This is a genomic window from Lachnoclostridium phytofermentans ISDg (genome assembly GCF_000018685.1).
GTDB lineage: Bacteria > Bacillota > Clostridia > Lachnospirales > Lachnospiraceae > Lachnoclostridium > Lachnoclostridium phytofermentans.
In genome coordinates this window covers 1,440,856-1,461,459 of record NC_010001.1, presented here as the reverse complement: position 1 = coordinate 1,461,459, position 20,604 = coordinate 1,440,856, and the positions used below count along the sequence as shown (strand labels likewise).

The window sequence follows — 20,604 nt, the reverse complement described above, 5'->3', positions numbered from 1 at the left end:
AGTGTGGCAGCCCTTTATAAATTAAGTCTTATACCTGTTTACAATCTACTAGTTTACTTTGATAGTTTTGTTAAAGTTCTTCTTTTCTCCATTCTCTAAGGTAATTACAACTGTTAACTTAATGGTTCCTTTCTTCTTAGCAGTAATAGTTCCATTACTGGATACAGTTGCAATATTCTTATCGCTTACTTTATATGTTACCTTTACTTCTTCCTGACCAACCGGATCACCTTTTGTAAATGCAGTAACTCGCGCTAATTCCTGTGGAAGAGCTACCTTTACATTGATTTTTTCACCTTTAGCAACGGTAGATTCAACGGTTACTTTCACCCTGTCTACTAATGTTACTGCATCCTTTACCTTCGCTGTGCAAATAACAAAATCTCCTCCGCTTAGGGTAGAAAGTTTTATGGTACCATCCGCTGCTACGGTTCTTGGATTGTTTGGCATTTCTTCCAATGCACCGGTCTTAGCATTTTTATGGTAAATATATACCTTTTTATCTGCTGATAAGGAAAGTGTACCTTTCACAGGCACTGTAACTACCATACCTGTTGTTAACTTACCTTCCGTTCCTACGGAAAGGATTCCTACTGATTTTGCAGCTGCTTTCGTATCTTTCTTCAAGGTAACTGCTATATTCAGATCTTTTGAAACAAATGCAACTTTCTTCAGTTCAGATACAGGAATATCAACTGTGTAACCCTTTCCAAATGCTACATTGATAGTAAGCTTCTGTCCGGATTTCTTTGCTAATAACAATGTATCTTTACTTAATACAATGTTATTCACATTTGCATCTTTAACAGAAGGAATGGACAAGTCGATTACTATACCCTTTTTAACCTGGCTATTCGATATAATATCCTTTAATACTTCTTTCCCTAATGAAATTGTAATGTTTTTATTACCATTTTTCACCACATCTTTCAGGACTTCTTCACTGATTATTATTTTTACATTTGCTTTTCCACCCACGATGGTAACTTCTGCTTTATCAACTGTTATTACAGTTTGACCCTCAGGTTTCGGTGTTGGCGTTGGTGTTGTCGTAGGCGTTGGTGTTGGTGTTGATGTTGGTGTTGGTGTATCATCACGCTTACATACAATATCCCCACGATCTCTAATACGAATACGCGCTGCAAGACCATCAAAGGTATTATCATAAGAGGACAGACCAACAGCAGTAATCAAGCTTCCAACAACTAAATCTATAATTTCCTTGTCGGTTGTAATATAGCCATCAATAAAGATACGAGCAGTGTTTCCAGCGTTATCCTGAACAAGAATCGTCTGGACAGCTCCGTTTTCAAGTTCAACCTTTGTTACCTTTCCTGAAATCTTTACAAGGCTTCCAAGGTATGTTCTATCATTAATCTGCTTTGCAGTTACTTCTTTAGGTTCTATTTTTGTAATATTACTATCTACCAGGGATATACTGCTAACATTTAACTGTCTTTCTCCCTGATAAGAAGAAGATGTTCCCGTAATTCGAACCTTCTGACCAACTTTAAAGTCTCCTGCCACTGGGAATGCATTAATACCAGCTGTTTCGTCCTGTAGATAGATACAGTCAAAAAATGCAGTAGGCTTATCATATCCAGAAGCATTGGAAGTTACGATACCTTCTACTGAAAATTTAACACCTTCTTCTGCTTCTTTTTGTACATCTGCAATCTTATCAATCTGTGTCGGATTTGCATACTGGATTAAGTTTTGTAAAATTGTATAATTTGAATAATTTTTTTCTACAGTATTATCTAATGTAGCTTGGATTTCAAAATTACTCATAAATGCTGCACCATCTACAATCACTAGTGATTGAGTTCCATTTGCATGTGTCACAGTCTCACTTGCAAGTACCATCAGACGATTATCACCTTGTGCATATTCATATTTTGGTATAGCGCTTCCACCAAGATGATCATTATCGCAATCCTTTGAATAGGTAGTACTATGTCCCCATACAATTGGAGAAATATTCTCTGGTAGTGTAGAGGTAGCATTTCCATTCTTATCTACCACATGAATTGTACCGCCACCATATTGACTAAAGAGTTGTGAATGCATATTATCATTTGGATTATCTTTATCGAATTCAATACCTTGTGTAAATGGATTCTCCCAATTATAGGTGGATAAATATAATCTTGCTTTATTGGCTTCACTTCCACCAGCATTTAATACATCATCATAAGCTCCATCATCACTAATGCGTAGAGAAGCTCCAACTGCTTCTAATAATTTATTCTGCTGTGCTGCCATATGGTCCTCTGCCGGAAAAGCTCCATAATTCTCGTATAAGTCTGACCAGCCACAAAGTACTAAACTTCCCCCTGCTTCTGAGAAACCTTTAATTGCTGCTATCTCCCCAGCTGAGTAATTGAGATATGGATTTCTTAATTTAGTACCATCACGACGGCTTGGTGCTGTTAATATAAGCATCTTATACTTACCATTCTCATTTTTAGCTGCCTCTAATAATTGTTCACTGGTGTTAAGAACCACACATCTTACATTACTTTCTGCAGCGAGTTTTCCAAAGTTGCCCATAGAATCTTTGTAATTACCAGCCACATATTCATTAAAATGACTTCCGTCAATTCCTATGTATACCAGCTTATTAGCATCTCTCACATCTAAGCTAAGGTCCTTTGTAAAGCTGTAGTCAATGCCATCTAAGGTCATAACAACTTCAACATTTAGGGTCTGTACCTTTGCTTTGGTAGGTTTAAACGAATAGTTAATTACCTGAGTCGTTCCTTTTGCAACAGTACCTACACTCGTTTTTAAATCAATAATTTTTCCATCTAAACTATAAGCCATAGACTTAATAGTAATATCTGTTGATTCACTGTTGAATAAAGTAGTTTTTACCGTCATTGGTTCATCGGTAACCGGTATTATTGTGTCACTTTCTACATTGGAGATACCAAACACCTTTGCATTACCAATCCATACCGGTGCCGTTACTGCAAGGTCTCCATCCTTTTCTGTTACTCTGATATAATAGTAGCTATATTCTGGACTAAGTGTTACGCTAAGTTCTTTGCTCTGAGCATTTACATCCCAGGTATGGACAATACGTCCACTGTTTGCAATTACCTCTGCTTTTTGAATTATATCGTCCGCATCACTTAATGTTACCTTTAAATCAAGACTTTTAGGTACTTCCTTTATGATACTTCCCATTAATTCATCATTTACAGTATAGGTAATCTCTAAATTCTTATCTTCCGTTGCATATACTTTACGCGCCTTTAATGCATCATAAATACCTTGTTCCGTAAAGTTGTCGGTAATGATAACATCACGGGCATCGTTTCCATTTCCCCATTTACCCTTATGATTATCCTGATTATTAGTTGGCGCAACATGCCATCCTTTATCCAATGCCATGGTGTAATAATTATAAGATGGGAAATACCCGCCGCTGCCGATTGCGCCTTCTCCATTACCAACTTCAAGTAAAGTAATACGGGAATCAATGGTAGGATCCCAATAAGCAAAATCGCTAAAGGTACCAAATGTTTTGCCTGGGTGATTAAACTGACTGACAGAATTAGCACCTTCTGGTTGGCTTAATAAAGTATAATAAGCTTTCATTCCGGCATCATTTGTTTTGTTGTTCAAGATTGTGTTATTACGGCTGACAATACCTTCTGTGTTCCAGGTGTTCATATGTCCCGGTCCGCCTGACCAAGTCATTTCAAAACCACCGAGGGCAATCACTCCTCTGTTTGTTGAAGATGCATTAAAATCAGCAATTTTATTCTTATATTCATTCCATATTTTTTGACTTTCTGCCGTCATCAAACTCTTATTATAAAGAGAAGCTTCTGGGTTAGCCGCACCTGATTTATCAAAATAGTTAGAGTGATCTGTAAATGCTACGAAATCAATATTATCACCCTTGCTAATTTTATTAATATAATTAAGTGCTTCATCTAAGGAACCAGAACCATCGGAATAAGTTGTGTGACTATGTAATTGTCCAAAGTATAAGCTATATTTTGGTGTACCTACGGTAAATGGCCACTCATAGGTTATAGCTTTTCCATCTGCACGGGTAATCACTACGGATGCTGTATAACGAGCATCTGCTAGATCCTTGGACGGAGTATAGGAAAAGGTTTCGCCAGAATAGCTCATGTTAACAGCATTTAAAGTAACAGTCTCTCCTGATTTTAACGTAAGCTTTGCAGTTGGAGCCAATCCAAGATTTATTGCAGCTATGCTAATAAGCGGTCTCTTTTCATCCACTATTTTTCCATTACGTTCAGGTGTAACTTTCGTAACCTGAGGTTCATCTACTACAGAAATCATTATTACGCTGCTGGTTGCCTCATTGCCTGCCTTGTCTCTGGCAGTTACAAGAACAGTATAGCTAGAAACGCCTGCAGTAAATGTGCTTCCAGGTATGGTTACTTCCCATTTTGTACTATCAGCAGCGCTCTGTGCCAAAGCCACCTTAGTAGGTACCTGATTTACTGTATAAGTTAAATCTGCATCGGATACTGCTACATTATCTGTAATTGTTATTGATATTTTATAATCTTTTCCTAACTCCGCCTTCTCGAAAGTAGGTAATGTTATTATCGGAGCTTTCATATCATTTGATATAACGTAATCAGTGGAATAACCGACACGAAGCTGATCAGTCGTAGTATGTTTGGATACACATGCATACAGATCGACCTTTTCGCCGGCTGTTACTCCGATTGGATAGGTTGCTGCACGGTATATATCCATGCTTACTCCATTGCTATCCGTAACCTTTGTGCTTGCACTGCTGCTATATGTACCAAGTGTTACATCCTTAATTACTACCCATTCCGATAACAAGGAATCCTTAACCGCCATCAATTCATTAAATGAAGTGAATTTCTGCGCAGGAATCAACTGAGTATTTGCAGCCGGTGTGAGTACTTCTATTTTTGAAGGGTTGCTTAACTGAGGAACTCCCCCATATTCCCCCATTGTTCCGGTTAGTTTTACAACATCTCCGATTTTGTAGTCGGATAGGGCATTAAATATCTGCAGTGCATAAATCTGTCCATTAATGACATCTTCTAAAATCGCAGTATTCACCGCATTATAGTTGCCGTATCGGTAAACAAGTTGTCCCACTACAGTAACTTGACCGCTGCTTAGTTGACTGGCCTCTAATACAGATATTGCACCTTCGGGAATTACAGGAATCGGATCAAATAAACCTGGGTCTACTTCCGGTTCTTTTGCTAGCACATAATTAAATACTACAATATCACTTTCTAAATACTCCGGTGCTGTAGCCTTTGCCTCAATTCTTGTATCACTGTTAATTATAATCGGCTCTATATAATCTACCCAAATTGCAGAAGGAGAAACAGTCGTAGCACGATACTGAATGCTCGCATCTGTTGTTGTACAGGAGAGTGTAATAGCACTTCCAGAGGCAACTACGCCAGACGGCTTACTTGCTTGCGGTGTTGCTGTTTTTACAGGTCCTGATGGTATGCCATCATCTAGTTTGTATAGAGTAAATTTAGAAAAATAAGTACTTGGAGCACCTGATACCGTCCCAACTTTATAAGCTCTAAATTTATTATCTCCACTATTTAAGGTTTTATTGCTTGCTAAAATTACAGCATCTTCAGCTGTTGAGTTAATCGTAAAGATCCCAACGCTCTCTTCTACAAATATCCATGTATATTTACCTTCCATTATTCCATTCGTAGCCGCAGCTTTTGGCATAATTTTCTGTCCTTTAGAATCCGTCAAAATCACCTGATCCCCTGAAACATTAAGATCCCACACATATTTACTATCCGGATTCTCCACCTTATTATCCGTAACAGCAATTGGTGTTTCGGTGCCGTCACCAAGCCATCCTTTGCTCGCATCGAGTTCAGGCAATGCATAACCACATGATAATCCTCTACATCATGCATCATAAATGCATTGACTAGATCTTTTACAATAAAAATGTCATCAAATATTACTTATTAAGCTTTGTTTCTCATTTTATTCCAGTATTATTTAGTTCCAATTATAGCACATATGCACTATTAATGCAATATTCTTTGTTCTAAATATAACATTTATATATATAAAAAAACATTTATATCTTATCATTTTGCTACTATTTTAATACTTTATTCTTATTTTAAAATAAATATTAGTGCAATTTTACTAACTGTTAGAACTTTAACATTTTTTCGTTATTGATATATAGACTCTATAATAAATGTTAGGGTGTACGAAAAAAACTCGTATACTCTAGCATTTTCTTTTATAGTCTTCCTTATTGCCTAGTAATACGAAACAGGTGGGCATAACAGCCCACCTGTTTAACTATTTATTATCTTCTTATTACTTTGAAACCTACGGATCTCATCTTCAAATTGAGCACCATATTTTTCATACTTTACTTCACCAACCCCAGTAATTTCAAGCATTTCTTCTTTACTAGTTGGTAAAGACTGACTCATCTGGAGTAATGTCTTATCTCCAAATATTATATAAGGTGGAACTTTTTCTTTTCTAGCGATTGATAGACGTAAGACACGAAGTTCTTCAAATAGTTCATCATTCGTATCCAATGAATACACAGCTTTTTTCTTACTTCGTGTTTCGGTGCTTTTCGCCTTCCTTTCTCGTTCCTTAGAAACCTTTAGTTCAATCGCATCTCTATGTTCTAATAATTCTTTTGCTTTATCTGTTACTTTCAAGATGGAATATTCCGAATTTGTTAGCAATAAATAACCACTTAGTACAAGATGATTCATAATCTGCCGTAATCTTGGTATCGTTATATCTGATAATGAATTATGGCATGCATATTCGTCAAGACGAAACTGCTTTATTTTCGCAGACTTACTGCCATGTACGGTATCAACAATCGTCATTAACCCGAACCGTTGCCTCGTTTCTAATACACACTGAATTAATTTTATACTGATTTCGGTTATATCAATAATTTCAAATTCCGATAAGCAATTGGAACAATCGTCACAAGTTGGCTCTGCTTTCTCACCAAAATACTCTAAAATATAATGACGAAGACAGTCATTCGTAAAGCAATAAAATGTCATTTTCTTTAAGCGTTCCCGATCTCTTATCTTTACTGCCTCTAACAATTCACCAGTTAATTCTTCATTCTCGCGATTATTTTCTATAAATAACTGATTCGTAATCACATCTTGTCCACCATATAACAGAATACATTCTGCACGCCCCCCATCTCTTCCCGCGCGTCCAGCCTCTTGATAATAGCTTTCTATGTTTTTTGGCATGTTATAATGAATGACAAACCTTACATTCGACTTATCTATTCCCATTCCAAATGCATTTGTTGCCACCATAATTGGTTTCACATCATAGATAAAATCATCCTGATTTTGATGCCTTTCGACATCACTTAATCCCGCATGGTATCTAGTTACCGGATATCCTTCAATTTCTAAACGCTGCGCTACTTCCTCCACGGCTTTTCTCGTAGCACAATAAATGACACCACTCATATTCTGATGTTCCTTCAGATAGGAAACAAGCTCAGCATATTTATCTTTAGGACTTTTTACTGCAAAATATAAATTCTTACGGTCAAATCCAGTCGTAACTACCGTAGCACGCTGTAATCCAAGTAATCGGATTACATCCTCTTTCACTTCTTTCGTAGCAGTAGCGGTAAATGCACTAACGATTGGACGTACTGGTAACTGATTTACGAAATCAATGATTTTTAAATAACTTGGACGAAAATCTTGTCCCCATTGGGATACACAATGTACCTCATCAATACTTAACATTGAAATCTCAACATCCCTCACAAATTCAAGAAATTCCTCTGTTAATAATCTCTCAGGTGCTACATAGATAATTTTATATCGTCCTTCTTTCGCATAGGATAACGCTAGTCGATATTGATTTGCAGTTAAAGAGCTGTTTAAGTATGCCGCATGGACTCCCATTTGATTCAAGGTACCTACTTGATCCTTCATTAAAGAAATTAATGGTGATACTACTAGTGTTATTCCAGAAAGCATTAGCGCAGGGACTTGAAAACACACTGATTTTCCTGCTCCCGTTGGCATAATACCAAACGTATCCTTGCCTGCTAAAATACTGTTTATCAACTCCTCCTGTCCATCTCGAAAGGAGTCATAACCATAGTACTTTTTTAAAATTTGTTCTTTATTCAATTACTAATCCTCGTTTCAACTCTTTTATAAGCTTATAACTTATATTCTTAAGACCATTGTAAACTACTGGGTATGGAACGTCAATTCGACAAAAGGGCAAAGTTTTTGCTAAATTTTAAACGATATGCTGATTAAAAAGTTAAATTAAAAAGAAACTGCCTTGCATTTATATAGAGCACTACAATCAGTATTCTAGATAAAGTAAAGGCAGTAACCAAATAATATTCTGTTTCTTTTCTTTTTGTATCGATTTACAATACATCTTCAACGAAATAATAAATTGTTTTTTCTTATTATTTCATTTACAATGCATCCTCAACGAAAATAATAGAGAGCTTTTTTCATGTTACATCACTTATATTATATTTACTCCTGTAAACTCTCCAATATTTCCTTCTTATACCTAAGAAATTCTGAACTTAACAAAAATTCTTCGTCTCTTGGACGTTTTTCCTTCATAATGATTTCCTTCGTAATCTGTCCCGGTTCACCTGTTAGAAGATAAATACGATCCGATAACAGAATAGCCTCATCAATATCATGGGTAATAAATAACGTGGAAAGTTTTATCTTTTCCATGATATCAAGATACCAACGATGAATTTTCCCTTTGGTTATCATATCAAGAGCACTAAATGGTTCATCTAATAAAGCAATCTTATCTGAAAATAAATAGGTTCTAAGAAGTGCAGCTCGTTGTCTCATACCACCGGATAAACTGGCAGGATAGAGCTTTTGTGTACCTTCCAGCCCGAATTCCTCAAAATAATCTGCTACTTTATCCCTGGCATCTCGCTTTTTCATTCCCTTTATAATCAGTGGCAATGAAACGTTATCCTCAATAGTCTTATATGGCAGTAAAAGATCCTTTTGAAGCATATAGCTGATATTACCTGCTTGATTTGTAATATCTTTACCATCCAGTAGAACTTCACCTTTATCTGGTTCTAATAATCCTGCTATAATATTAAAAAGCGTTGTTTTACCTGCCCCACTGACACCAAGCAGACAAACCAGCTCATTTTCCTTTAATACCACTGAGACATTCTTTAATACTGCTTTATCTCCATATGATTTGGAGATATTCCGAATTGTTAGTTTATCCATTTTAATTCCTATTCTGGTAAATACTCGTTTGTAAAACCAGTATTTTCAGGGATATTAATTTCGACTAGATTATTATCATTTAGCCAGTTATAAAAGGCATTCCAGCGGTTTGGATCAATGTATCCCCAACGTTTTTCCTCCGCTTTATATTCCTTAGATAGCCAAACTTGACTCTCGTTCACAAGGTCTGCATCTAATTCGGGTACAGCTTTAAGTAAGAGTTCTGCTGCATCTTTAGGATTCTCAATTGCATATTCATAACCTTTCTTTAAGGCACAGAAAAATGCTTTTGCTGTATCAGCATCTTTCTTAAGGAATTCATTGTTTGCAATAACAACTGGTGTATAGTAATCAAAGACTGGGTTGATGTCTTTAAAAGCAAAATAATCCGTCTCTAACCCCTTCACCTTAGTTGCAATTCCTCCCCAAGCATAAAATATCCAAATCGCATCGACCGATTTTGTTTGAAGTGCAGTTACTTCATCCGTTACTGTACTTGGTATTAAATTCACTTTACTAAAATCACCGCCATCTACTTCAACTACATTTTTCAACATAGCTTTTTCAACATCCAAATCCCAAGTTGCATAATTTTTTCCTTCTAAGCCCTTTGGGGTATCCATACCTTCTCCCTTTCGGCTTACAATACCTGAGGTATTATGCTGTACTAAGGCAGCACATACTGTAATTGGTAAGGTAGAATCCCCCACAATTGCTGGAGTAATTGTATCCTGACAAGAGATTCCAAACTGTGCCTTGCCGCTCGCAACCAATGCTGCTGCTCCATCTTCTGGCGGCTGAACGATCGTTACATCAAGGCCTTCTTCTGCAAAATATCCTTTTGCTTGAGCTACATATAGACCTGTGTGATTTGTATTTGGAGTCCAGTCTAATACGAAGGTGATCTTTTCTAAATCTTTTGAATTATTATTACTTACATCATTATCTTTTTTCCCACAGGCTGTCATTGTTGTAAGCGTAGTAGCTGCTAAGATCAAAGCAAGGATACGCTTCAATTTATTATATTTCATTAGTTTTCCCACTTTCTTTTAAGAACTATTTCTTATCTTTGCTTTAAATTAATATAAATTATTGATAAGTAACTATTTAAAAAGTTATATAAATTTACATGGTTGTAATTTCATTCTTGCGATTTTTCCGTTCATACATTCTAATTGCTAACTTTATTTCTCTTCCCAAGGCATGCATCGTTTTTTTAAGTAACCCACCAGCTTCATTAACAAAAGACTTATCGCTGATATCAAGAAAATAACCGCAAACATTTTATCGAAAGCATAGGATTTTTTTACTCGCGTCATATAAACTCCGAGCCCATGAAAACCGCCGAGCCATTCCGAAATTACCGCACCTACAACGGAATAAGATGCAGATATTTTTAAGCTAGCAAAAAAATAACTTAATGAACTAGGTAATTTGATTTGACGAAATATCTGGAATTTCGTTGCTCCCATAGAACGCAACAACTGAATAGCATCCTTGTCCGCAGAATGAAATCCATCCAAGAGCCCTACTGTGATAGGGAAAAACGTTACTATGATAATTAGTACTATTTTGGGAGCCATTCCATAACCTAACCACAACACTAACAGAGGCGCTATCGCAACGGTAGGTACGGTTTGCGTTATAACAATTACTGGATAGAACGCTTGATAAACTTTCGGAAACCTCTCCATCCAAACTGCAATTGTAAATCCCAGAAGAGTCCCTAATAATAAGCCAAAAAATGCTTCCACCAAGGTTACCCTCATATGTGACATTAAGAGGGGGAACTCTTTTACGAACGCTAGAACAACATCTACCGGAGATGGAAGCATATACTTTGGCACCCAACCAATGCTTGAGACTATCTGCCAAAGGGCTAAGATTCCAAATATTGCACTAAAGGAAGGTAGTTTAGTTCTGATGGTGTTTCGTAACTTTTTTCTCAATCGTTAATACATCTCCTTCTGGACGATAGGTAACCTTTATGTAGGCTGCTACAGAAGGTGCACCGGCACGGATTGCAATATGTTGGCATTCTTTTACAATATCCATTAGTTCATCATAATCACCTTCAATGGCTGTTTCAAATGGTCCAACATAATAATTTAAACCGGTACTTTTGATGTAGGCTATCACCTCATCTACGATACGAATTAAATCTTCATCATTCTTTGCTACTGGTAATGTTTGAATTGCTACACTTGCATTCATTTTTTAATCTCCTTTCTTGCGGGTATACGTGTATGAAAATCCATTTCGCAGCCACTCCTTGCATATCATATCTGCTTACTGCAGATAGCATACTGTTAAAAAGCGAATACTACTTTAATTTTCTCACTACCCAACATGAAACCACTCTAAGGCCCCATAAATTATTTAGTGTAAAAGTGGTATTTTCTTTCACACTATAGTGACTATCTGCGCTACTTCATAGTTTTTATAGCAATGCAGATTTAAAACTTACTGAGCGTAAGAACGTTTATTTTACGCTCAGTATTAGAAATGGATAAGGTTTGCGAAGCGAATTTGCATCACAAGTGGAGTATTTTTCTTTTATTTGAATACAACTTGCAAAATAATTAATTTATAGGTAGTTACAATGCAATTTCCTATAAACTAAAAAAACTCCCTTTGATATCCAAAGGGAGTTATAACTCAAAAATAAAAGCAATAAAACTCCCTCCGCTGGCATGATCCAGATCAGGTTGTAGGGTCAAGAACATTTTCGTAGTTCTAATCTCAGCCAAATTCATTTGGCACCCCTGTTTCTTTTTCAAACTCAATTTTACTTTAAATTTTAAATTTGTCAATATGTAAATGAAATATGTTGTAATTTCGTCCAAATAAACTCTAAAGAAGCACAGGGATCTTCTCCCTCTGCTCCCTCTATTTTTAATCCAGATGAAATACATTCTTTAATGAAACACTTACCGGACTATTATCTGGATTTGTTTCCATAATGTCAGCCATAAAAGCCCACCATTTCTTACAAATCTCAGTCTCTGCAGTTTTATCCCACTTTTCTTCGTCCTCTAATTCTATGTAACCATATAGCACATTGGTTTCTTCATCTAAAAATATAGTATAATTGCTTCCACCATACTCATGAATCATTTCTTTCATTTCAGGCCATAATTCATTGTGGCGTTTCTCATATTCTTTTGCTTGTCCTTCAAATAATTGCATTTTAAATGCTTTCCGTACCATTATCTAATCCTCCTATTTTTTTCTCGGTATTCCTTTGGTGACATATGATATCGTTCCCTAAATTTACGATGAAAGAAGCTGTTATTCTCGTATCCTACTGCTACTACAATATCAGTAATTGACAGATTCGTCTCTGCTAGAAGTGATATGGCAACTTCAAATCGTTTCTCCTGCAATAACTCTCTGAATGATTTCCCCGTTTTACTTGCTATTAATCTACTTAAGGATGATAGCGATAAGCATAGCTTCTCTGCTAATTCTGTTAAGCTTGCTGTCTTATAATTTATATCAATATAATTGACAGCTGCCTTAGCAATAACATCTTCATAACTATTGGGAGATCCAGCTTTTAATGAATCCGAGTATTTAACCAAATACAAAAATAAAAGTCCCATCACACGTTGATTAATCATGTCGTTATTGGAGGCATCATGAACCAAGGAATACACAAGATTTTCTAGTAAATTTTCTATTTCAAGAATTCCCTTAACTTTAAAATGTAGATATTGCTCTTTATGAGAAGCATTTCTTAAGATACCTACTAAAAAGTCCGCTAATACATTGTCTTTTTGAATCATCGAAAAACTCACATCAAAAAAATGTGGTAAGATGATTAAATTAATTGCGATATCCTCTTTCCCAGCCTCCTTAATTGCATGGTAAATATGTTGATTAAGAAATAATATGTCCCCTTCCTCAAGTACTACTGGAACATTGTTTATAGTGTGGGTTAAAGATCCCTTACAGACATAAACTACTTCAATATAATCATGTTTATGTTTGGGGAAATCGATAAAGCGAGTATGCGGACGAATTGTAATTAGTTGTTCTTCTTCTAACATCTTATTTTTCTGAATCACAAAATCCTTGCTCGAGGTGTATCGTTCTTTTTCTACTTCCTTTTTTACGTTTAAAATACGTTTTTCCTCTTCCGTAATCTGAGAAAGAATCTGAATCAATTCTTGGTTCATCTATAACCTCATTTCTGCTCCGCGTATTACTTTAACTTTTACGCATTGGAAAGTTAACTCTTATTTAGCTAAAGGATATAATCTTGTTGCTCATTTCGATCATTACTTACCCTTATTATAGTTAACCCTGAGAATTTTGTCCATCTAACATTATGAAGCAAGAATAAACATTCTTCGTAGATTTTTCACTTGTTATGAATAGTAAGGCTGGTACACATGCACCAGCCCCATTTTACCAAATCTGTCCACAGATCTGGTATTGTTTCAAAGTATTATGAGAAATTATTTAATATTCTACTGTCTCTTTAATAAAACTTCTTCTTCGTAAAGAGATACTGTAGCATACCACTCTTCTTTTACAGGTACATTATTTACTTCACAGAAATAATCCCAAATATCACCGAATGGATAAGATTTTAACTCTTCTTGTTGCATTAAAAGTTCTGTAAATTTACCTTCATTCTGAAGTTTCTTTAGCTTATCGTTTGGTGTTAATAATGCATATAATAAGGATTTTTGTAAATTTCTCATACCAATCGTCCATGCTGCAACACGGTTAATACTTGCATCAAAGAAATCAAGTGCTAAGATAACACGGTCAAGTGCATCATTTCTGATTACTTCTTTTGCAATTTCTCTTGTTTCATCATCGAATAAAACAACATGGTCACTATCCCAGCGAACTGGTCTTGTTACATGTAGTGCAATTTTATCTGCAAATAATAACATCGAAGAAATCTTATCAGAAACCACCTCTGTTGGATGGTAATGACCATTATCCATAAGGCTTAAGATTCCATTCTTCGCTGCATAGTTAATGCAGAATTCACTAGAACCTACGGTGTATGACTCCATACCAATACCAAATACCTTAGATTCTAGGGCAACAATAACTTTCTTCTTATCATAATCAATGCTAAGAATCTGATCAAGAGAATCTTTAAAGCGTGCTCTTGGAGAAAGACGATCCGCTGGAATATCCTTATATCCGTCTGGTATCCAGATATTCATAACACATGGCTGACCCAATTCCGTTGCAAAATACTCAGAGATGCGGATACAAGCTTTTCCATGATCAATCCAGAACTTACGAATTTCGTCATCTGGGGAGGAAAGAGTGAATTGACCTGCCTTTGGATGTGAGAAGAAAGTTGGATTAAAATCTAAACCAAGTCCTCTCTTCTTTGCAAATTCTACCCATTTTGCAAAGTGTTTTGGCTCTAACTTATCACGATCTGCAAACTCACCTTTTTCAAATATTGCATAATTAGCATGTAAATTGATTTTATGTTTTCCTGGTACCAAGGATAATACCATATCGATATCTGCCATTAACTCTTCTGGGTTTCTTGCCTTTCCAGGATAACTTCCTGTTGTCTGAATTCCGCCAGATAAAGGTCCATCGTTATCAAAACCTGTTACATCGTCTCCCTGCCAGCAGTGCATGGAAATCGAAATTCCCTTTAGTGTTTCTAATGCCTTATCCGTGTCAACACCAAGCTTACCATAAATCTGTTTTGCCATTTCATATCTTGTTCTTATCATATTTTCCCTCATTTCTGCTCTTCATTTAAGGAGCACTGTTTTACAATAATTAACCTAACGAACCGAATAGTAAATACTTTTATAAAGATACTAATTTATAATGGAACCAATTTATTTAATTGTTATAGTAATATTAAATTCTTCGTTTTTATTGTTTCAGTTATCTAAGCCCCTGTTACCTTCGCATTTATAATGATACAACGCATAGATTCATTCATTTTTATAATCTAAGCTTTAAATTTCATTATTTCAAAGGATTCAAATACTGCTTCTCTTGCCAATGATACAGAATCAAATATCTTTGTACCAAGCATTTGTGCTAATATATTTCCGATTGCAGTTGCTTCTGTAGGACCTGCGTATACTGTTTTCCCAGTTGCTTTTGCAGTTAACTCATTTAGATACTGTGCATTACAGCCGCCACCCACGATATGAATACTGTCATATTGATACTGCGATAGTTTCTCTAGTTCTTCTACTGTCTTACCATAACATTCCGCCAAGCTCTGATAGATTACGGTTGCAATTTCACCTGGTGTTTGAGGAACTTTTTGATTGGTTCCTTCACAATATTTTTTGATTGACTGGATCATACTTTCCGGAGCAAGGAAACAATCAGCATTGACATCAACACGAGATGGAAATTCATTGCATTCACTTGCCATTTCACAAAGTTTAGCAAAGGAATATTCGTCATGATATTCCTTTTTCACAGATTGAATCATCCAAAGCCCCATAATATTTTTTAAATAACGGAAGCGATAATCGAATCCACCCTCATTGGTTAAGTTTGCGAGACGACTTTCTTCTGAGCAATCTGCCTTTCTTTGTTCAATCCCCATGAGCGACCAAGTACCTGAACTTATGTATAACGTTTGCTCTTCGTTGCTTGGTACTGATAAAACCGCTGAACCTGTATCATGCGTTGCAGGGAGCATAACCGTTAAATCAAACCCTATTTCTTTCCTTATTTCCTCGGTTACTGGACCAAGTACGTCTCCTGAAGTTCGTAGCTCCTTGAAGATTTCCTTTGGATAACCGAGACTAGAAATCAATTCGTAATCCCACTGATTTGTTATTGGACTTACTAATTGTGTTGTTGTTGCATTCGTATACTCTACCGACTTTTTTCCAGTTAACAAGAAGTTAAAGTAGTCTGGAATCAATAAAAAGTCTTTGGCTCTCTCTAAATATTCCGGATGCTTCTGTTTAATTGCCATCATTTGATAGATGGAGTTAAATGGCTGTTTTTGGATACCAGTCCTCGCATATAAGTCCTTCTCATCCATTACTTGATATACGAATTCCTCCATCCCCTTGGTACGATCATCTCGATACCCTACGGTATTTCCAAGAATCTGATCTTTTTCATCTAATAAAACAAAATCTACACCCCAGGTGTCAATTCCCATATAAGTTGGAATTTTTCCAATCTCTTTACACTTTTTAAGACCTTTTTTAATCTCACCAAATAAATACGGTACATCCCAGCACAATTCACCATCTTTTTTTGATAACTCATTGGAAAAACGGTGTACTTCTTCTAAAACAATTTTTCCTTCTTCAAGCCATCCTAAGATATGTCTACCACTAGATGCTCCAATGTCTACTGCTAGATAATAAGTTGTCAATATGTAACCCCCTTTACCTTGTAATCTCTTGGATAGAGTGGACTATTTTCGTCCTATCTCAATTATAATATTGAGCCGAAGGAAAAATAAGGACGTAACTTCTAATAGTTACGTCCGTTTTTGCAGAATATGTTGTTTGATTATAATATCTCCACTGCTTTACGCTCAATTTCAAGTCCGTCAATATATCGTTTGATAAACTGTTCAAAACCTTCTACATCCCTTGGATCCGGCTGCATCTTGCTACCTGTCTTTCCTTGGAATACATGTTTAGAAAGATACTCATCTAAGGACTGACCTTCTTCCTTAGAAATCATATAAGAAGCCAAGATTGCGATTCCCCATGCTCCGCCTTCTCCGGCAGTCTCCATCACAGAAACAGGAACATTGATTGCACCAGCCATAATTTTTTGTCCGACATCTTTCGTCTTAAATAATCCACCATGACCAAAAATCTCATCCAATTGTACTGATTCTTGTTTTAATAGGATATCAAGACCTATCTTTAAAGCACCAAGTGCTGTGAATAGATGAACTCTCATGAAATTCGCAAGGTTAAACTTACTCTCTGGAGTTCTTACAAACAATGGGCGGCCTTCTTCAAAGTGTGTTATATGTTCACCGGAAAAATAATTGTATGCGAGTAAGCCTCCACACTCTGCATTGCCTTCTAACGCCTTATTGTATAGCGTTGAGAATATCTTTGACATATCAGCTTCCATGCCCATTGCCGAAGCAAATTCTTTAAAGATAGAAACCCACGCATTCAAATCAGAAGTACAGTTATTGCAGTGCACCATAGCCACAAGATCTCCGCTTGGAGTCGTCACAAGGTCAATTTCTTCGTAAACTTTTGAAAGCTCTTTTTCTAATACAGCCATTGCAAATACAGAAGTACCAGCAGATACATTACCAGTTCTCTTTGCTACGCTGTTGGTTGCTACCATACCAGTTCCAGCATCTCCTTCCGGCGGACAAAGAGGAATTCCTGCTTTTAATTTACCTGAAACATCAAGAAGTTTTACTCCTTCTTCGGTTAATACTCCAGCAGACTCTCCTGCAACTAGTACTTTCGGTAGAATATCTTCTATTTTCCATGAATAGTCATTCGAAGCAACCAGTTCATTAAACTGAGCTAACATTGATTTATTAAAATCTTTCGTATTTATATCGATTGGAAACATTCCAGATGCTTCTCCGACTCCTAATACTTTTTCTCCTGTTAGCTTCCAGTGAATATATCCTGCCAATGTTGTCAGGAATCTAATATTTTTCACGTGGGATTCCCCATTTAAGATAGCTTGATATAGATGGGCAATACTCCAACGTTGTGGAATTTGATACTGAAATACATTGGTCAACTGCTCGGATGCTGGTCCTGTTATTGTATTTCTCCAGGTACGAAATGGTACAAGTAACTCTCCACTTTCGTCAAAAGCCATATAGCCATGCATCATTCCACTAAAACCAATGGCTCCAATTGTTGTAAGTTCTACTCCGTACTTATTCTTAACATCACTTGTCATTTGTCCATAACTATTCTGAACGCCCCTCCAGATATCATCCAGATTGTAAGTCCATACATTATCAATATATTGATTTTCCCAATCATGGCTTCCTGACGCAATTGGTTCGTTTTCTTCATTTACTAAAACAGCTTTTATTCTAGTGGAACCAAGCTCAATTCCAAGTGTTGTTTTACCCGTAAGAATCGCATCTTTAAAATGCTCCATGCCCATACCATTCCTCCTAGTCTTGCAAGTACTTTTCGCTTTATTTTCATCTTAACTCCCACCTGCATGATTTAGCGCATGCAAATCAGGATGTACTTACTTCTCTTCCGTTTCTTCTACTGTAACGGTATTTTCCGTTGTATTAACCCTATCCATATTTTCCAAATCCTTACCCAAGTAAGTTGGTAATTCCATTCCTGCCATCTTAAACATTTCATTCATTGGTGGAACTGATTTTAACATCCCGGATAGAAAATTCGCTGTGGTAGGGCTTCCATCTTTGCCTCCCATACCATCCCAAACAGTAACTTTATCAATCTTAAGATTCTTAATTGCTTCCACTTGAATCTTCACAATTTCTTCTAACTTATCCGCAATTAATAGTTTTACTGCATCGTTTGTATCACCACCTGCGGATTTTACTATTTCTGCAAAACCAGTAGCTTGTTTTGTTAAGATTTCCTGAATACCTTTCGCTTCTGCTGCCATCTTAGCATAGATAGCGTCTGCCTCACCTTGTGCTCTACGTCTGATTTGCTCTGCTTCTGCTTCTGCTTGTAATTCCTTTTGTCTCTTGGCGATTTCAGTTTTAACAATGACATCAGCCTCTAACGCTGCCTGCTCACGAGCAAAACGAGTTTTCTCTGCCTCTTCTTCTGCTTCATATGCTTCCTGTAATGCTTTCGCTGCCTGAATCTTTTCTGCAGCTGTAGAACGACGTAAGGCTTCTGCTCTCTTTTCATTTAGGGTAGCCTCTGATTCTGCAACGGCAGCCTTAGCCTCATTTTCACCCTTGATTGCTTCAGAGTCTGCTAAAGAAACATGTACACGCTGGTCTCTCTTTGCATTCGCTTCACCGATGGCACCCGAACGATCTGCATCCGCTACAGAAATCTTAGCGTCATTGATTGCTTTCGCAGCAGCTTCTTTACCTAACGCAGAGATGTAGCCAGATTCATCTGTAATATCTGTTACGTTTACGTTGATAAGACGAAGACCAATCTTCTTTAATTCACTTTCTACGTTATTCGATACGGCAGCAAGGAATTTATCACGGTCTGTGTTGATTTCTTCTATTTCCATAGTTGCAATTACAAGACGTAACTGACCAAAGATAATATCCTTTGCTAATTCCTGAATTTCTACTAGTTTTAATCCTAATAAACGTTCTGCTGCATTTTGCATAACCCCAGGTTCTGTTGATATACCAACTGTAAAACGAGATGGAACATCAATACGAATATTTTGTTTTGATAGTGCATTCTTTAAATCAACCGGTATGGACATCGGAGTTAAATCCATATATTCATACGATTGGATAACCGGCATAATAAATGCTGCACCACCATGAATACACTTTGCACTACGATATGTACCATCCTTATTCGAACCAACCTTACCGAAAATAACTAAAATCTTGTCGGAAGGGCATTTGCGGTATCTTGATAATATAACCACCACTGAGGTAAACAAGCATACTGCTATTACTGTGAGTAAAATTACTAGGTTGTTATCCATTTTGAAATTCCTCCTTTATTCTCTGTATCTTTATTCTCTGTAGTTTCGTCACTTGAGTGACTTACAACCAATACGGTTTGATCATCGATGGCTTCGATGACTTTAATATATTCCCCGGTCTTTAAGTCTCTTTCTTCCGAGGTAATCGCAGAAAGCTCGCAAAGTCGTTCCTGTACTGTCACCATAACTTTGCCTGCACCTTTTCGATTCGCAGGAATTGGAATATAAACCTCTCCTGTTTTTCCTACTGCATTATCAAGGGATAACGTTCCGTTATTTTGTAGTTTTAATGCAAATTTAAATAGATATGCGATTCCAAATAAAGCTGCACTTCCTGCTAATAATGATAAAATAATTGCTAAGGCTTCCGATCCATCTGCAGAATCAACAGCAATTCCTGTCCATCCACCTATTGCAAAAAATGCTACAATTCCTCGAATGGTAAATAACGACAATCCGTCCGAACCACCATGTGCACCGGCACACATATCATGATCAGCGATATCATGATCAGCTACGTCACAATCATGATCATGCCCAATTCCGAATAATAATAAAATGGTCTGCAACACCATTACTACAGTTGCCGGTATCGCTACCGTTGCAAATACCTGGCTCAACTGACTTAAACTATCCCACCATTCTTTCATAGTAACCTCAATTCTAGCGCGAATGCGCCTTTTTGTTAACCTAATTGAAAACT

At 36.6% G+C, this 20,604-nt stretch carries 13 protein-coding genes and 1 riboswitch; all 13 genes read right to left on the bottom strand.

Translation table 11 applies throughout. The annotated features are described in order from the left end of the window. Positions 1–48: 48 nt before the first annotated feature. On the bottom strand, positions 49–5,898 hold the full coding sequence (locus CPHY_RS22295; protein WP_012199181.1) for a CehA/McbA family metallohydrolase: 5,850 nt from the start codon (positions 5,896–5,898) through the stop codon (positions 49–51). Positions 5,899–6,332: 434 nt separating this feature from the next. Then, on the bottom strand, positions 6,333–8,186 hold the full coding sequence (recQ, locus tag CPHY_RS06080; RefSeq protein ID WP_012199180.1) for a DNA helicase RecQ: 1,854 nt from the start codon (positions 8,184–8,186) through the stop codon (positions 6,333–6,335). Positions 8,187–8,552: 366 nt separating this feature from the next. Beyond that, positions 8,553–9,293: an ABC transporter ATP-binding protein gene (locus tag CPHY_RS06075; RefSeq protein WP_012199179.1), complete on the bottom strand. Its 741-nt coding sequence runs from the start codon at positions 9,291–9,293 to the stop codon at positions 8,553–8,555. A gap of 8 nt (positions 9,294–9,301) precedes the next feature. Beyond that, positions 9,302–10,324: an ABC transporter substrate-binding protein gene (locus tag CPHY_RS06070; protein ID WP_012199178.1), complete on the bottom strand. Its 1,023-nt coding sequence runs from the start codon at positions 10,322–10,324 to the stop codon at positions 9,302–9,304. A gap of 153 nt (positions 10,325–10,477) precedes the next feature. Continuing rightward, positions 10,478–11,242, bottom strand: a complete 765-nt coding sequence (locus CPHY_RS06065; protein WP_012199177.1) for an ABC transporter permease — start codon at positions 11,240–11,242, stop codon at positions 10,478–10,480. Continuing rightward, a complete protein-coding gene (locus CPHY_RS06060; RefSeq protein WP_012199176.1) occupies positions 11,208–11,507 on the bottom strand; it encodes a thiamine-binding protein in 300 nt (99 codons plus the stop codon). The genes CPHY_RS06065 and CPHY_RS06060 overlap by 35 nt, the downstream gene beginning before the upstream one ends. Positions 11,508–11,956: 449 nt before the next feature. Then, positions 11,957–12,070: riboswitch (TPP riboswitch) on the bottom strand. A gap of 118 nt (positions 12,071–12,188) precedes the next feature. Then, complete coding sequence (gene rhaM, locus CPHY_RS06050; RefSeq protein WP_012199175.1) at positions 12,189–12,503, bottom strand: L-rhamnose mutarotase; 315 nt, start codon at positions 12,501–12,503, stop codon at positions 12,189–12,191. Beyond that, entirely contained in the window at positions 12,503–13,474 is a 972-nt protein-coding gene (locus CPHY_RS06045) for a helix-turn-helix domain-containing protein (RefSeq protein ID WP_012199174.1), read from the bottom strand. The genes rhaM and CPHY_RS06045 overlap by 1 nt, the downstream gene beginning before the upstream one ends. Before the next feature lie 294 nt (positions 13,475–13,768). Continuing rightward, on the bottom strand, positions 13,769–15,019 hold the full coding sequence (locus CPHY_RS06040; RefSeq protein WP_012199173.1) for an L-rhamnose isomerase: 1,251 nt from the start codon (positions 15,017–15,019) through the stop codon (positions 13,769–13,771). Between the two features lie 227 nt (positions 15,020–15,246). After that, positions 15,247–16,650 (bottom strand): rhamnulokinase, encoded by a 1,404-nt coding sequence (gene rhaB / locus CPHY_RS06035; protein ID WP_012199172.1) that lies wholly within the window; start codon positions 16,648–16,650, stop codon positions 15,247–15,249. Between the two features lie 140 nt (positions 16,651–16,790). Further along, on the bottom strand, positions 16,791–18,389 hold the full coding sequence (locus tag CPHY_RS06030) for a xylulokinase (RefSeq protein ID WP_012199171.1): 1,599 nt from the start codon (positions 18,387–18,389) through the stop codon (positions 16,791–16,793). Positions 18,390–18,479: 90 nt separating this feature from the next. After that, positions 18,480–19,901 (bottom strand): flotillin family protein, encoded by a 1,422-nt coding sequence (locus CPHY_RS06025; protein ID WP_012199170.1) that lies wholly within the window; start codon positions 19,899–19,901, stop codon positions 18,480–18,482. After that, positions 19,886–20,551: a hypothetical protein gene (locus CPHY_RS06020; RefSeq protein ID WP_012199169.1), complete on the bottom strand. Its 666-nt coding sequence runs from the start codon at positions 20,549–20,551 to the stop codon at positions 19,886–19,888. Before CPHY_RS06020 ends, CPHY_RS06025 begins: the two co-directional genes overlap by 16 nt. Positions 20,552–20,604: the final 53 nt, after the last annotated feature.

Bases quoted from the DNA above. Each gene is read 5' to 3' on its own strand.
- CPHY_RS06020 (WP_012199169.1), bottom strand. From the start codon at position 20,551: ATGAAAGAATGGTGGGATAGTTTAAGTCAGTTGAGCCAGGTATTTGCA.
- CPHY_RS06025 (WP_012199170.1), bottom strand. From the start codon at position 19,901: ATGGATAACAACCTAGTAATTTTACTCACAGTAATAGCAGTATGCTTG.
- CPHY_RS06040 (WP_012199173.1), bottom strand. From the start codon at position 15,019: ATGATAAGAACAAGATATGAAATGGCAAAACAGATTTATGGTAAGCTT.
- CPHY_RS06030 (WP_012199171.1), bottom strand. From the start codon at position 18,389: ATGGGCATGGAGCATTTTAAAGATGCGATTCTTACGGGTAAAACAACA.
- rhaM (WP_012199175.1), bottom strand. From the start codon at position 12,503: ATGGTACGGAAAGCATTTAAAATGCAATTATTTGAAGGACAAGCAAAA.
- CPHY_RS06045 (WP_012199174.1), bottom strand. From the start codon at position 13,474: ATGAACCAAGAATTGATTCAGATTCTTTCTCAGATTACGGAAGAGGAA.
- CPHY_RS06070 (WP_012199178.1), bottom strand. From the start codon at position 10,324: ATGAAATATAATAAATTGAAGCGTATCCTTGCTTTGATCTTAGCAGCT.
- CPHY_RS06075 (WP_012199179.1), bottom strand. From the start codon at position 9,293: ATGGATAAACTAACAATTCGGAATATCTCCAAATCATATGGAGATAAA.
- CPHY_RS06060 (WP_012199176.1), bottom strand. From the start codon at position 11,507: ATGAATGCAAGTGTAGCAATTCAAACATTACCAGTAGCAAAGAATGAT.